Source organism: Vibrio sp. 10N.222.54.E6, from assembly GCF_041473955.1.
Classification (GTDB): Bacteria; Pseudomonadota; Gammaproteobacteria; order Enterobacterales; family Vibrionaceae; genus Vibrio; species Vibrio tasmaniensis_A.
In genome coordinates, this window is record NZ_JBFRTD010000020.1 from 158026 (window position 1) to 172154 (window position 14129).

Genomic DNA, 14129 nt, shown 5'->3' on the forward strand with positions numbered 1-14129 from the left:
TCGTGAGATACGCTAATCAAACAGCGAACAGCCATTGATAGAGATTGAGGTAGAGTTTTAAAACTACAGCGCACGATATTTATCTCTCAGTCTTTGTCTAACCCACTCTGCGACAGAGTTCACCGCGAACGTAAAAATAAACAGTAAGAGTGCTGCTAAGAACAACAATCGGAAGTGAGAACCACCCACCTCGGACTCTGGTAACTCGACAGCAATTGTTGCCGATAATGTCCTCATCCCTTCCAAAATATTCCAGTCAAGAATAGGGGTGTTACCTGTCGCCATCAAGACAATCATAGTCTCGCCAACCGCTCGTCCTAGCCCCATCATGATTGCAGAAAAGATACCTGGGCTAGCCGTCAATAACACCACATAAATAAGGGTCTGCCACGCTGTTGCGCCCAGCGCCAGTGAGCCATCGGATAAATGTTTTGGCACAGAGAAAATAGCGTCTTCTGCAATCGTGAAAATTGTCGGGATGACAGCAAAGCCCATAGCGAAGCCAACCACCAGCGCATTCCGTTGGTCAAAGTCGATGCCATAGTTAGCCAAGAAGGTACGAATATCACCACCAAACAACAAGGCTTCCATACCATTTTCACCAGCAAAGACTGCCATCACAGTAATCACCAATACCGGGATCAATATCAGAGCATGCCAACCATTAGTAAAACGGCTCGTCACCATTTTTGGCAAACAGAACCAAACAAGCCCAGTCAGTAGCGTGCTCAGTGGTAATAGCACCATTAACGAGAAGACGGCCGTTAAATGCGTTTCAACAATGGGAGCAAACCAAAGCCCAGCCAAGAATCCGATGATAACGGTCGGAAGAGCTTCCATCAGTTCTATCGACGGCTTCACGACTCTTCGCATTCGTGGAGACATGAAGTATGCGGTGTAAATGGCTCCGAGCACAGCAACCGGCACGGCAAACATCATCGCAAACAAAGCGGCTTTGATAGTACCGAATGTGATAGGGACTAAACTGAATTTTTCTTCAAAGTCATCGTTCGCCGACGTTGATTGCCAAACGTATTGTGGCTCAGGATAGCTTTCGTACCAGACTTTTTGCCAAAGCGATGAGAATGATATTTGCGGATATTCGTTATCAACTTTAGCCACGCTGATGGTGCCATCAATCAGCGTCGCCAAATGCAGTTCGTTAGCAGACATAGCCGCTAATTGTGGTGACTTATCAAATGCGCGCTCAAACAGCGACAGCTTTTCACTGGTCGTATAGTGGCTTTGTAATGTGCCATTCTGATAGAAACTATAAAAACCCTTTCTATAAGTATCTGGCAGAATAAACTGAACCTCTTCGGCGAGTTGGAAGTCGCGAATATGGGTCAGGCTACGCTTTTCATCTTTGAGTACATCGAACCACTGAGAAACCTGTCCGTCCTCATGCGTAACCAACAGTGAATAAGCTCCAGACAGTAAATCGATACTTTTCACCGAGTGCTTCGCATCATTTAAGCTAAGATCAATCACTTCACGAACATTGAAGCCGCTATCGGATAACTTCAATACAACTAAATCCGATTGTGCTCGAAGATATAAAGTTTGGCCATCAGGCGTGACTAACAACTGTTGCTGTAAACCCAACTTATCCGACAGCCATTGACTCTTCTGAAAAACATACTGACCAGTAAGATCACTCTGGTACCACTTAACCAAAACTCGTTGATCGCTTAGCTGAGCGGCAACCGTGATACCACGTCCATTCTTAGAGAACGCAAATTTTTCGATTGTTGTTCCGTTTGATGATTCATCATTTAAAAACGGTTCCGGGAGATCGATTTGCTCAATTTTAGGTTCGGCTTCACTGCCCTTTTGCAGCACAGGCGCACTATACTCAGGGTAGAAAAAAGTAAGGTTGCTTGCGCTATCAGCAAAGGCAAACCAGTTTTCAGATGGGGTATTTCGAGAAAAAGCGATGGGGTTAGCTAAAACATTACGCTCAAAGTAAGAATGTGTATTTTGAGACTCTAAATCCCAAAACTGCACCAAGCCGGATTTTTCGATAGTAAACGCATGCTGACCGTATTCATCCACGGATAAGGCGATAGGCTTTTCTATGGCTACGGTCTTCACGGCTTGGTCAGTATCTAAACCAGTATCAGAAAATACCGGTAAAATGACCATCGCCAAGTAAACAAAGATCAGCACCAGAGCAGCTAGAACACTGACCGCGCCACATGTCACCGAAAAACGGACGAGACGATCTTTCAACCATCTTTTTTTGTCGCGCTCTTTCAATGAAAATTGGGCTGAAGCCATCTGTTTATCTACCTTTTTTTAGCTACTGACATAATATGTACGTTAGATGACAATTATATTACAAGTTACGTTAAACAACTGAAACTAATAACAAGTTTGTTGACCATATTTCTTAAAGTAAGATCATAGATTTTGTGAATCTTGTCATTCTAAATTAAAGTAACCAGCTCTATAGCCAGCACTCAAGGATTATCATCTCGATGGAAAAAGACTATGTCACAAAAGAACTTAGCTGGTTATCCTTCAACGAAAGAGTGCTCCAAGAAGCAGCCGACAAATCAGTCCCCTTAATCGAAAGAGTTCGTTTTTTAGGTATTTACTCGAAAAACCTCGATGAGTTTTACAAAGTCCGATTTGCTGATGTGAAACGAAAGATCTTACTTCAAGATCCTCAATTACCTGCCAACTCGCAGAAAACCCTGCTAACTCAAATGCAGAGCCAAGCAAGTAAGCTCGACGCTCAATTCTATGAGCTGTATAGCGACTTACTATTGGAACTGGCACGCAATCGTATTTTTCTGGTCAACGAACAACAAATCAGCGAAGAACAGAGTGAGTGGATCAAAAAGTACTTTAAGAAAAAAGTGCTGCCACATTTAACTCCGTTTCTCTTGAACGAAGATAGCCAGTTGCTCAATATTATCAAAGACGAGCAAAGTTACTTAGCCATCGACATTGAGCGAGAGACATCTTCTCAATATGTCTTACTCGAAATCCCATCAGAAGCCCTCCCTCGGTTTGTTAAGTTACCAGACACTTCTGGTTCACAGCGTACAACTTTGATCTTGTTAGATAATATAGTTCGATTTTGTTTAGATGACTTGCTTAAAGGATTCTTTGAGTATGACTCATTACGTTGTTTTGCGATAAAAATGACGCGTGATGCCGATTATGATCTTCAAGAGAACAATGAAAGTAACCTATTAGAATCGATGTCTTTAGGTTTAGAACAGCGCTTAACGGCACTACCGATACGCCTTATCTATGAGTCAGAAATGCCAGCTGAAATGCTCAATTTCTTGCAAGTCAGACTTAAGCTGTCTGACTATGACAGTGTCATTGCGGGTGGTCGCTATCATAACTTCAAGCATTTCTGCGAATTTCCAAGCCTTAATAGGCGTGATTTAGTTAATCGCCCACTTCCCGCGATTAAGTGTGCGCATTTCAGCCACTACCCAAACTATTTCGAAGCGATCAAAGCTCGTGACATCTTGTTGCATTACCCTTATCACACCTTTAATCACATCACTGAACTCGTGAGGCAAGCCTCCTTTGACCCGAAGGTAACCTCCATAAAAATAAACGTTTACCGTGTTGCAGAAGGCTCAAAGCTCCTTAGCTCGATCATCGATGCTGCACACAATGGTAAGAAAGTAACTGTCGTCGTTGAGCTACAAGCCCGCTTTGATGAACAAGCCAATATTCAGTGGACCAAGAAACTTCAAGAAGCCGGTATAAAAGTCATCCATGGCATCCCAAGTTTGAAAATTCACTCTAAGCTTCTGCTCATTAAACGGAAAGAAGGCAAGCATACGGCGCATTACGCTCATATTGGCACCGGTAACTTTCATGAAGTAACAGCGCGCGTGTATACCGATTTTTCTCTGCTCACTGCGAATGAAGATTTGACCCAAGAGGTGAGACAAGTCTTTAAGTATATTGAAAACCCTTATCAAAAATCACAGTTCAAACAACTGATTGTGTCACCAAAGAATACAAGAAAACGCCTGTATCAGTTGATAGATAATGAAATACAAAACGCGATAGAGAGCAAGCCTGCAAGCATCACTCTAAAACTCAACAATTTGGTCGACCGAGAGATCATTGAGAAGCTCTATCAGGCCAGCCAAGCCAATGTAAAAGTGAGAATGGTCATTCGTGGTATGTGCTCTCTCGTACCGGGAGTCTCCAACATCAGTGAGCAGATTGAGATTGTTAGTGTGGTCGATCGTTTTCTCGAACACCCAAGAGTGATGATCTTTGGTAACGCTGGTAATCCAAAAGTCTATATCTCCTCTGCCGACTGGATGACACGAAACTTCGATCACCGCATCGAAGTCGCCACTCCAATTTTAGATCCAAAGATCAAGCAAACCATTATCGATATCACCGAGTTTCATTTCGATGACAGCAACAAAGCTCGAGTGCTAGACCAATCGATGAGCAATCCTTACATACAAGCTCCAACAAACCCACTCGATTACCCGACGTCACAACTCTCCACTTACCACTATATTAAACGTATGGAGAAACTTGCTCGCAAGAAGTACAAACAAGAGAAGAAATCATGCCGCTAATTGATAACAAACATTCTCGATGTATTGCCGCTATCGACTTGGGTTCGAACAGTTTTCATATGGTGGTTGCCCGAGTATTCGAACAACACCTGCAATTAGTCAGCAGACACAAACAGAAAGTGAGATTAGGTGATGGGTTGGATGAGTTTAACTTCTTATCCGAAAGTGCTATCGAGCGAGGCTTGGAGTGCCTCAAAGTGTTCGCAGAACGACTAGCGGATTTTGAACTTGATGATGTAAGAGTTGTTGCGACTCATACCCTAAGAAAAGCCAAAAACGCTCAAGACTTCTTAGAGCAAGCCAAACCACTGTTTCCTTTTCCAATAGAGATCATTTCAGGTCAAGAAGAAGCTCGAATAATCTATAACGGTGTAGAACACACTCAAACCGCTTCTGAATCTAAATTGGTTATTGATATCGGTGGAGGGAGTACGGAACTCGTCGCAGGGCAAGGCTTTACGCCCCTAATTATGCGCAGTTTACCTATGGGATGCGTCAGCTTCACTCAACACTTCTTTGCTGACGGAGAGCTAACCTCACAACACTTCTCAGATGCTTATACCGCGGCTACTCGTCTATTGATGCCATTGATTGAAGAATATACAAAGGCGCCTTGGGAAATCGCCTTTGGCTCATCAGGGACGACTAAGTCAATAAAAGAGGTACTCATTGGTTTAGGCTTTACCGATGGTCTCATTACGCCGCAACGTCTGTCCTATTTGAAAAATCACTTATGTGAGTTTTCATCATCCAAAACCTTAGACCTTTCAGGTTTAAGTGATGAGAGAAAGCCGGTGTTTGCTGCTGGCGTCATCATTCTTTCAGCAGCCATGGATACGCTAGACATAAAGGAGTTACATTTTTCTGATGGCGCCCTGAGAGAAGGCGTTCTTTATGACATGGAGGATAGGTTTAAAGATATTGATGTTCGAACAAGAACTGCCGAAACGCTCGTCTCTCGATACCATGTTGACTTAGCTCATGGCCAGAGAGTCAAAGAACTCGCCCTTGCATTACTGAAACAAGTGCAGCCTCAAGTAACGACTATGGTCACTAATGAGCTGTATGATCTAGTTGGTTGGGCTGCACTACTTCATGAGGTAGGGCAAAGCATCGCATTCCAAGGCTATCACCGCCATTCGGCTTATCTGCTTAAGCACACGACAATGCCCGGTTTCAATACTGAGCAACAACGTCTTATCTCGACATTGGTTCGCCACCAAAGAAAAGCGATTAAGCGGCAAGACTTGCCGGAACTGTCTCTATTTTCTCCACAACAAATAACGCTACTAATTCGCATATTAAGACTCGCTATCTTACTCAATCGTCAGAGAAATCAAGCACTAGTCCCAGACACGACTCTAACGATTGAACAAGAGGATAACTGGGGATTGAAAGGATCTAACAGCGATTGGTTGGCCCAAAACCAACTGCTTGAATATGAACTCAAAGAAGAACAACAACGTTGGCAAAATGCTGGATGGTCGTTAAAGATAGAATAACGAACAGTCAAAATAAAAACAGCCTGCGACTTAGCAAGCTGTTCATACGTTTGTTTTCTAAGTTTGTGTTAGCCTCAATCAGAGCCCGACTTTTGCCAACTCTTGCTCTGCGAACTCAGGCGGTATCGCTAAATAGCCATCTTTCTCTACCAGTTCTTGCCCTTGCTTCGAGAATACAAAAGTGAGGAACTCTCTCTCTACAGGAGAAAGCGGTTTATCTGGGTGTTTATTCACATATACATAGAGAAAGCGCGATAGAGGGTAATCTCCGCTTAAAATATTCGCTCGAGTAGGCTCTACGTAATCAGAACCATGCTCAGCAATAGGAATTAACTTAACACCAGCCACTCGATAACCAATACCTGAGTACCCTATCCCGCTGATTGATGAAGCGACCGACTGTACAACCGACGCAGATCCTGGCTGTTCATTGACTCGGTTCTTGAAGTCGCCACTACATAATGCGTTTTGTTTGAAGTAGCCGTAGGTTCCCGAAACGGAATTACGACCGAACAGTTGGAATCTATGTTTTGCCCACGGCTGGCTGATACCTAAATCTTGCCAATTGTTTAGCGGCTTAGTCGCGCCACAGCGCAATGTCTCTGAAAATATGCTGTCAATTTCGCGAAAATTAAGTCCCTCGATAGAGTTATCACGATGCACAAAAAGACCAATCGCATCGATAGCAACTCGAAGCGCCGTCGGCTTATAGCCATGCTCCCTTTCGAACGCTTCCACTTCTCGTAGGCGCATTGGACGACTCATAGGCCCAAGGTGAGCAGTACCTTCCGTTAATGCAGGAGGTGCAGTGGATGAACCAGAAGCCTGAACTTGAGCATTCACGTTCGGGTAGTAAGACTTAAACTCTTCAACCCATAACGTTGTCATTCCCGCTAAGGTATCGGAACCGACAGACAACAAGCTGCCAGAAATACCCGGAACCTTAGAATAATCAGGAAGAGAATCGACACTTTGCTCGGCATGAACAGGGGTAACCAAAGCTAATGCTAATAATGAACTGATGGGGAAACGCATCCGGCGTATTAAGGAACTCATGACACTGTCAATCGGCTAGGCAGCGTGAAATGGAATCGGCTACCAACACCCACTTCACTTTGAATTTCTAAATGTGAATCATGGTGACTAAGCGCATGTTTAACAATCGCTAACCCTAAGCCACTGCCCCCAGTATCGCGTGAGCGTGCTTTATCAACACGATAGAAACGCTCCGTAAGTCGATGCAAGTGTTGTGGTTCGATACCGTCTCCAGTGTCTGACACATCCAAACACGCGCCTTGACTGGTTTGGTACCAACGAACCTTTACGGTCGCACCAGGCGGCGTGTATTTCACTGCATTGTAAACCAGATTCGATATTGCACTTCTCAGCTGATCTTCATCCGCTAATACGCGTAAACTCTTATCGATATCAAATTTCAGCTTGTGTTCTCGCTCTCCACTGAGACTAGCGGCTTCTTTTTCAAGAACTTCCAACATCGCCGGAACATTCACCACTTCATCCAATTCATGCATTGGCGCCGCTTCTATCTTAGAAAGAGTAAGAAGCTGATTGACCAAACTGTTCATACGATTTAACTGCTCAGTCATCACACCATGAGCCTTAGGCCACATAGGTCCAACGACCATGTCTGGATCTTCCGTCATTTCAAGATAGCCCTGAAGTACGGTCATTGGAGTGCGTAGCTCGTGAGAAACGTTAGCGAAAAAGTTACGACGCATGCCTTCTAGCTGTTTTAGCTGAGTAACATCACGTACTACCATGAGGTGTTCGCCCTCGGTATACGGTACGATACGAAGCTCAAGCATGCGCTCCACATTAAGTGGCGAAGGCATCTCTAACGGCTCTGAGAAATCTTGTTTATTAAGGTACTTGATGAAGTCCGGCGTGCGGATCAAGTTAGAGATGGGTTGGCCTGAATCGTCTGGCCAGCGAAAACCCAGTAAATACTGAGCAAGCTTGTTGCACCAAACAATATTGCCTTCACCGCGAAACACCACAACGGCATCGGGAAGGGATTCAGCACCGTTTCTGAAACGGCGGATAAGGTTGGTCAATTCTTTGCGCTTACGACGCTGTCTCTGCTGCATACGATAGATACCATTAAACAGAGACTCCCAGTTTCCAGAACCTGAAGGGGGTGTTAACCGCTTTTCATCCCACAACCAAGCAGACAAACGCATTTGATAGTGTAGATGCCATGCTAACTGTAATACTGTTGCAGCCAGCAATAACCAAGGTAAATAACCGAATATCCATCCGACTATAATCCAAGGTGCGTAAAAAAAAGCCAGCTCCCAAGCCAGCTTTTTCCAGGTTAACTTCTCAACCATTCAGGACTCCATAAACTGGGCAGTGAAGCCACGTTAAGCCTTTGTAGAAAAACGGTAGCCTGCGCCGCGAACCGTTTGAATTAATTTGTCATGACCAGCAGATTCAAGTGCTTTGCGTAAACGTCGAATATGAACATCAACCGTACGATCTTCAACGTAAACGTTGGTACCCCAAACGTTATTGAGCAGTTGCTCTCGACTGTATACTCGCTCTTGGTGAGTCATAAAAAAATGCAGCATTTTGAATTCGGTTGGGCCCATATCAACTGGACCTTCACTTGCGGTAACGCGGTGAGATACAGGGTCTAGCTTAAGGCCTTGTACATCAATCACATCTTCTAGTGCAGTAGGCGTTACACGGCGGATAACCGCTTTCAGGCGAGCAACGAGCTCTTTTGGTGAAAATGGCTTGGTGATGTAATCATCAGCGCCCACTTCTAAACCTCGCACCTTATCTTCTTCTTCGCCACGAGCCGTCAGCATCACCACTGGGATGTTGCGAGTTAACTCTTCACGCTTCATGTGCTTGATAAAGTTTATCCCGCTACCACCAGGTAGCATCCAATCTAGTAATACTAGATCTGGGAAAGGTTCACATAGCTTGTTTACCGCTGTATCGTAATCTTCAGCCTCTACTGCTTGGTAGCCTTTTTGTTCAAGTACAAAACACAGCATCTCACGAATAGGTGCTTCATCTTCAACGACCAGAATCCTTCTCGACATAATTGAATAGCCTTAGTATTTAATCAACGCATTGCATTATCTGGTTTAATTATGACACTTTTGTGACCTTTGAAAACAAATTTTCATATAACTGTCTCAAACATTTCACTTTTAATTTTTATTGCAGGTATAAGACAAATGGATCGAAATCTCCTATGATGAGCGTCTTCAGATAAAGGTATGAGAAATATTTATGTGGTTTAAGAATTGCCTCGTCTATCGCTTTAATCGTGATATAGACTTCAACGCAGATCAGCTAGAGAAACAACTTGAAGAGTTCCGTTTTACCCCTTGTGGTAGCCAAGACAAACAGAAATTTGGTTGGGTAAACGCGATGGGTAGACACGGCGATATGATGACGCACGTATCAGAAAACCGCATTCTCATCTGTGCAAAGAAAGAAGAGAAAATGCTTCCAGCTTCTGTGATCAAAGATTCATTGAATGCAAAAGTAGAAACGCTTGAAGCAGAGTCTGGTACTCCTCTGAAAAAGAAAGAGAAAGACAGCCTAAAAGAAGACATCATCATCGATCTTCTTCCTCGTGCTTTCAGCCGCAGTAACTTCACTTACGCGCTGATCATGCCGAAAGAAGGCTTTATTGTTGTTGATGCTAGCAGCTACAAAAAAGCAGAAGACGTACTAGCATTACTACGTAAAACAATGGGTAGCTTGCCAGTAGTGCCAGCTATTCCAGAGCAAGCGATTGAAACAACGTTAACGGAATGGGTTAAGTCAGGTGATACGCCTAAAGGCATCACCATGCTTGATGAAGCTGAGCTTAAATCAATCCAAGAAGACGGCGGTATTGTTCGAGTTAAGAAACAAGAACTAGAAGCTGATGAGATTAAGAACCACATTGAAGCCAACAAAGTTGTGACTAAGCTTCTGATCAACTGGCAAGATCGCATTGAGTTCATTCTTGCTGAAGATGGCAGCATCAAGCGTCTAAAATTCAGTGATGAACTAAAAGATGAGAACGACGATATTCCTCGTGAAGATCAAGCTGCACGTTTTGATGCAGACTTCTCTCTACTTTGTGGTGAGTTCAGTGTTTTCCTACCAAACCTATTTGAATCATTAGGCGGGTTAACTCAACCTAACGCTTAATTGTTCCGATTTGAAGCTCAGGTATCGACGATATCTGAGCTTATTTCTTTCCCACTCCCGCTTATCAATACCTATCAGCTCGCTTCTTAATACCATTGTTATCTTTAGGGCTATCAACCAAACTCATTTTAGCGTAAAATTTGCGCCCCTTTGATATCACTTGGTGGTATCAACCTGACTTGAGATCAGATTAGAGAACGAAGCAATGACTACACAGAAACCATTTGTACCTGAACTATTATCACCGGCAGGAAGCCTTAAAAACATGCGTTACGCGTTCGCCTATGGCGCAGATGCAGTATACGCAGGCCAGCCACGTTACAGCCTTCGTGTTCGTAACAACGAGTTCAATCACGAAAACCTACAAATCGGTATCGATGAAGCTCATGCTCAAGGCAAAAAGTTATATGTTGTATGTAACATTCAGCCACACAACTCTAAATTAAAAACATTCATTCGCGACCTTAAACCAGTTGTTGAGATGGGCCCAGACGCACTTATCATGTCAGACCCAGGTCTTATCATGATGGTACGTGAATCATTCCCTGAAATGCCGATCCACCTTTCAGTTCAAGCAAACGCAGTAAACTGGGCGACCGTTAAGTTCTGGTCAACTCAAGGCGTTGAGCGTGTGATCCTATCTCGTGAGCTATCTCTTGAAGAGATCGAAGAGATTCGCGAACACTGCCCAGAAACAGAGCTAGAAATCTTTGTTCACGGTGCTCTATGCATGGCTTACTCTGGTCGTTGCCTACTTTCTGGCTACATGAACAAACGCGATCCAAACCAAGGTACTTGTACTAACGCTTGTCGTTGGGAATACAAGACAGAAGCTGCGAAAGAAGACGAAAACGGTCAGATCGTTGAAGCTAACCCTACCGGCGTTGCTATTCAAGAAGTAGAAACTCAAGGTATTGAAGTTCAAGACGAGCGCCCTGACAACACACTAGGCCTTGGTAAGCCAACTGATGAAGTCGTTTTACTTTCTGAATCGCACAAACCTGAAGAGAAAATGGCGGCGTTTGAAGATGAGCATGGTACTTACATCATGAACTCGAAAGATCTTCGCGCAATCCAACACGTTGAGCGCCTAACGAAGATGGGTGTTCATTCATTGAAGATTGAAGGGCGTACTAAGTCTTTCTACTACTGTGCACGTACAGCACAGGTTTACCGTAAAGCTATCGATGATGCTGTTGCAGGTAAGCCATTTGATGAGAGCCTAATGGGTACGCTAGAGAGCCTAGCTCACCGAGGCTACACTGAAGGCTTCCTACGTCGTCACACTCACGATTCATACCAAAACTACGAATACGGTTACTCAATCTCTGATACTCAACAGTTTGTTGGTGAATTCACAGGTAAACGCCGTGGCGACCTAGCTGAAGTAGAAGTAAAAAACAAATTCTTAGTTGGCGACAGCTTAGAAATGATGACACCTAAAGGTAACGTTGTTTTCAAACTAGAAGTGATGGAAAACCGTAAATCTGAAGCGGTAGACGACGCAAAAGGTAACGGTCACTTCGTATTTATTCCTGTGCCAGCAGATCTCGATCTAGAGTATGGCTTGCTAATGCGTAACTTGAGCGAAGGCCAAGATACACGTAACGCTTCAGGTAAATAACGGTTACTTGGGAAAGATAAATGGCTCTACTAATAACTGACAAGTGCATAAACTGCGATATGTGTGACCCAGAATGCCCAAATGGTGCAATCACTATGGGTGACAGTATCTTCGAAATCGATCCTGATTTATGTACTGAGTGTAAAGGTCACTATGAGAAGCCAACATGTCAGTCAGTATGTCCGATCACAAAATGTATCATTACTGACCCGAACCATATTGAAACTGACGACGAATTATTAGAAAAGTTTGTCATCATTCAAGGCTTGACCTAAAAGATAAAAGGTTCAACTTAATCATCAAGTTGAACCTTTTTTTTAACCCGACTTTTCAATGGGATATATGTTACAGAACATCTCTTTCTCAAATTGATATTCGAGTCGCTCTCGCCAGTTTATTGATTGAGCTATCGGAACAAGATAGAAGTTTTCTCTACTGGTATCAGTCACAAATGCCATTCCATACTGCATTAACTCATAGTGAACATCATTTACGAAGCTAGGATCTAAACGTTGTCTGCCTGTTAGCTGATTGATATCAGCTCTTGAAATAGAAATACCCGAGCTTTCAGCGTTGAACCTATGTCTTAACCATTCTGAAAATTCCTTCGCGCAAATCATAGTCATTGTCTTATCCTTGAATTTTTATAGACGGGTATCAGACTCTGATTTTCATATACTGCACATAAGCCGCATCTTTCACCCAAGAAACACGCCATCCCTGACTAAGCATTATCAAATTCATCGTTGTTTTTGCTATTGTCGTTATCCGTTTGTTTTGATATCAAACGATGTTCTTAATTACGTGTTTATAAACTCTAGACAAAAGTGTGACATTTCTCCAGTTTCAGAGACGAGAAAGTCAGTGGCATTTCCACTGTAATTAACCTCGATAGATGCGATTACTTATTAGATATCAAGGCCAAACACTGACTCGGCATTACTTTAACTTTCTTTTTTTTCTTACTTTTAGCGACTTTTTTAGGTGGAGGAACTGGAATGGTCTGCGGAGCCCAACTGGCAAGTTCATCTCCACAACCATCACCTTTTGGCGGGTTTGCTTGAGCGATGCAGTTAGAACTACCTTTAGGACATTTTAAACGAACATGAAAATGAGAATGATGTCCCCACCAAGGTCTGATTTTTCCTAACCAAGCTCTCCCATTGGCATCAGAGTTTTCTTGGTCACAAAGAGTTTGTTTAATGACAGGATGGACGAAGATTCGTACCACTTTTTCATCTTTGGCTGCATAGCGAATCACTTGAAAATGATCATCGGTCCAATTTGATTTACGTAATTTGTAGTTGGTAAGGTCGACTACACTTATTGGCTTAGGAACAGCAAGTTCATTCTCGGAAAGTCTCTCATCAGTGAGCCTTAACCATATATCAATATCCAACCCAGTCTGGTGGCTTGAATGGCCAGATGAGAAGCGTCCACCTCTAGGTAGCGAAATATCACCCACCAATAGATTTGTGTTGAGTTGTTTGCTTGTAGTTAAACCTAGCCTTTCAATAAACTGAATTGACTCTGTGTGGCCATAATAGCGCTCTCTCTGAGGGCGGATCACCTGATAACCTTGCCCATTAATTGGCAAAGCTTGCGCCCCGTCAAGACAACCATTAGCGTAACTACCTATGGATGAGGTTGAATTTCTTGTTGGGCTTTTCTCTTTTTCCCACGAGGTTGCAGATACAACAAACGAACAAAAGATAAGAGCCAATGTACAAAATAACCTCATAACAATTCCAAATAAACGATCACTGTTTTTATACTAGTCGTCATTAGGGAATTGGTGTATGTCGAGAGTGATATTTTTGGGATAGCTTGAGAGTTATCTACTGACTTTAGATATTTAAGTGAAAAAGCTTCACTATTCCTAGCGAATCTTCTCAATCTGTAGCGATATTATCGTAGTCGAAGACAAAAACTCACAGCCCTGAAACGACGAAAGCCTAGTCATAAGACTAGGCTTTCTAATAAATGGCGGAACGGCTGGGGTTGCAGGCACCGGGACTCGTTGGTCGCAAACCAAAACACTAGACACGAAAAAGCCCTAACATTTCTGTTAGGGCTTTGTCTTATAAGTGGCGGAGTGGACGGGACTCGAACCCGCGACCCCCGGCGTGACAGGCCGGTATTCTAACCAACTGAACTACCACTCCGCAGTGGTCAACTCACTAAGTGAGCGTCCATATCTCCAGGTTGGTCAACCTAAAGATTTAATTTAAAGCCTGGCGATGT

11 protein-coding genes and 1 tRNA gene are annotated in these 14129 nt (G+C 43.4%); 5 read left to right on the forward strand and 7 right to left on the reverse strand.

The genetic code is table 11. The features are described from left to right. Positions 1-63 precede the first annotated feature (63 nt). On the reverse strand, positions 64-2280 hold the full coding sequence (locus tag AB4513_RS13375) for an ABC transporter permease subunit (RefSeq protein WP_009848267.1): 2217 nt from the start codon (positions 2278-2280) through the stop codon (positions 64-66). Between the two features lie 200 nt (positions 2281-2480). Between AB4513_RS13375 and ppk1 the strand changes: the two genes are divergently transcribed. Together ppk1 and ppx are read left to right on the forward strand one after the other, a co-directional pair. After that, positions 2481-4577 carry a polyphosphate kinase 1 gene (gene ppk1 / locus AB4513_RS13380; protein WP_102258223.1) on the forward strand — a complete coding sequence of 699 codons (2097 nt, stop codon included), beginning with the start codon at positions 2481-2483 and terminating at the stop codon, positions 4575-4577. After that, entirely contained in the window at positions 4568-6079 is a 1512-nt protein-coding gene (gene ppx, locus AB4513_RS13385) for an exopolyphosphatase (protein ID WP_009848265.1), read from the forward strand. The genes ppk1 and ppx overlap by 10 nt, the downstream gene beginning before the upstream one ends. 78 nt (positions 6080-6157) lie before the next feature. Here ppx and AB4513_RS13390 read toward each other — a convergent pair whose 3' ends face one another. The 3 genes from AB4513_RS13390 to phoB are packed head-to-tail and all read right to left on the reverse strand — an operon-like array spanning position 6158 to position 9153. Next, on the reverse strand, positions 6158-7114 hold the full coding sequence (locus AB4513_RS13390) for a PstS family phosphate ABC transporter substrate-binding protein (protein WP_009848264.1): 957 nt from the start codon (positions 7112-7114) through the stop codon (positions 6158-6160). A 17-nt stretch (positions 7115-7131) separates the two neighbouring features. Beyond that, complete coding sequence (gene phoR / locus AB4513_RS13395; protein ID WP_009848263.1) at positions 7132-8430, reverse strand: phosphate regulon sensor histidine kinase PhoR; 1299 nt, start codon at positions 8428-8430, stop codon at positions 7132-7134. Between the two features lie 33 nt (positions 8431-8463). Next, entirely contained in the window at positions 8464-9153 is a 690-nt protein-coding gene (gene phoB, locus AB4513_RS13400; protein WP_004735064.1) for a phosphate regulon transcriptional regulator PhoB, read from the reverse strand. Between the two features lie 193 nt (positions 9154-9346). On the opposite strand from phoB, the gene rdgC reads away from it, so the two are divergent. The 3 genes from rdgC to AB4513_RS13415 all read left to right on the forward strand — a co-directional run bounded on the left by rdgC (position 9347) and on the right by AB4513_RS13415 (position 12160). Further along, positions 9347-10261, forward strand: a complete 915-nt coding sequence (gene rdgC, locus AB4513_RS13405; protein ID WP_009848262.1) for a recombination-associated protein RdgC — start codon at positions 9347-9349, stop codon at positions 10259-10261. 205 nt (positions 10262-10466) lie between these two features. Continuing rightward, positions 10467-11885, forward strand: a complete 1419-nt coding sequence (gene yegQ / locus AB4513_RS13410) for a tRNA 5-hydroxyuridine modification protein YegQ (protein WP_009848261.1) — start codon at positions 10467-10469, stop codon at positions 11883-11885. A gap of 20 nt (positions 11886-11905) precedes the next feature. Beyond that, positions 11906-12160 (forward strand): YfhL family 4Fe-4S dicluster ferredoxin, encoded by a 255-nt coding sequence (locus AB4513_RS13415; RefSeq protein WP_004735061.1) that lies wholly within the window; start codon positions 11906-11908, stop codon positions 12158-12160. Between the two features lie 42 nt (positions 12161-12202). On the opposite strand, the gene AB4513_RS13420 is transcribed toward AB4513_RS13415, so the two are convergent. The 3 genes from AB4513_RS13420 to AB4513_RS13430 all read right to left on the reverse strand — a co-directional run bounded on the left by AB4513_RS13420 (position 12203) and on the right by AB4513_RS13430 (position 14050). Beyond that, positions 12203-12511 carry a hypothetical protein gene (locus AB4513_RS13420; RefSeq protein ID WP_009848260.1) on the reverse strand — a complete coding sequence of 103 codons (309 nt, stop codon included), beginning with the start codon at positions 12509-12511 and terminating at the stop codon, positions 12203-12205. A gap of 275 nt (positions 12512-12786) precedes the next feature. Next, positions 12787-13626 (reverse strand): penicillin-insensitive murein endopeptidase, encoded by an 840-nt coding sequence (gene mepA / locus AB4513_RS13425; protein ID WP_009848259.1) that lies wholly within the window; start codon positions 13624-13626, stop codon positions 12787-12789. A gap of 347 nt (positions 13627-13973) precedes the next feature. Further along, positions 13974-14050 (reverse strand) — tRNA-Asp (locus AB4513_RS13430). Between the last annotated feature and the right edge of the window lie 79 nt (positions 14051-14129).

Bases quoted from the DNA above. Each gene is read 5' to 3' on its own strand.
- AB4513_RS13375 (WP_009848267.1), bottom strand. From the start codon at position 2,280: ATGGCTTCAGCCCAATTTTCATTGAAAGAGCGCGACAAAAAAAGATGG.
- ppk1 (WP_102258223.1), top strand. From the start codon at position 2,481: ATGGAAAAAGACTATGTCACAAAAGAACTTAGCTGGTTATCCTTCAAC.
- ppx (WP_009848265.1), top strand. From the start codon at position 4,568: ATGCCGCTAATTGATAACAAACATTCTCGATGTATTGCCGCTATCGAC.
- AB4513_RS13390 (WP_009848264.1), bottom strand. From the start codon at position 7,114: ATGCGTTTCCCCATCAGTTCATTATTAGCATTAGCTTTGGTTACCCCT.
- phoR (WP_009848263.1), bottom strand. From the start codon at position 8,430: ATGGTTGAGAAGTTAACCTGGAAAAAGCTGGCTTGGGAGCTGGCTTTT.
- phoB (WP_004735064.1), bottom strand. From the start codon at position 9,153: ATGTCGAGAAGGATTCTGGTCGTTGAAGATGAAGCACCTATTCGTGAG.
- rdgC (WP_009848262.1), top strand. From the start codon at position 9,347: ATGTGGTTTAAGAATTGCCTCGTCTATCGCTTTAATCGTGATATAGAC.
- yegQ (WP_009848261.1), top strand. From the start codon at position 10,467: ATGACTACACAGAAACCATTTGTACCTGAACTATTATCACCGGCAGGA.
- AB4513_RS13415 (WP_004735061.1), top strand. From the start codon at position 11,906: ATGGCTCTACTAATAACTGACAAGTGCATAAACTGCGATATGTGTGAC.
- AB4513_RS13420 (WP_009848260.1), bottom strand. From the start codon at position 12,511: ATGACTATGATTTGCGCGAAGGAATTTTCAGAATGGTTAAGACATAGG.
- mepA (WP_009848259.1), bottom strand. From the start codon at position 13,626: ATGAGGTTATTTTGTACATTGGCTCTTATCTTTTGTTCGTTTGTTGTA.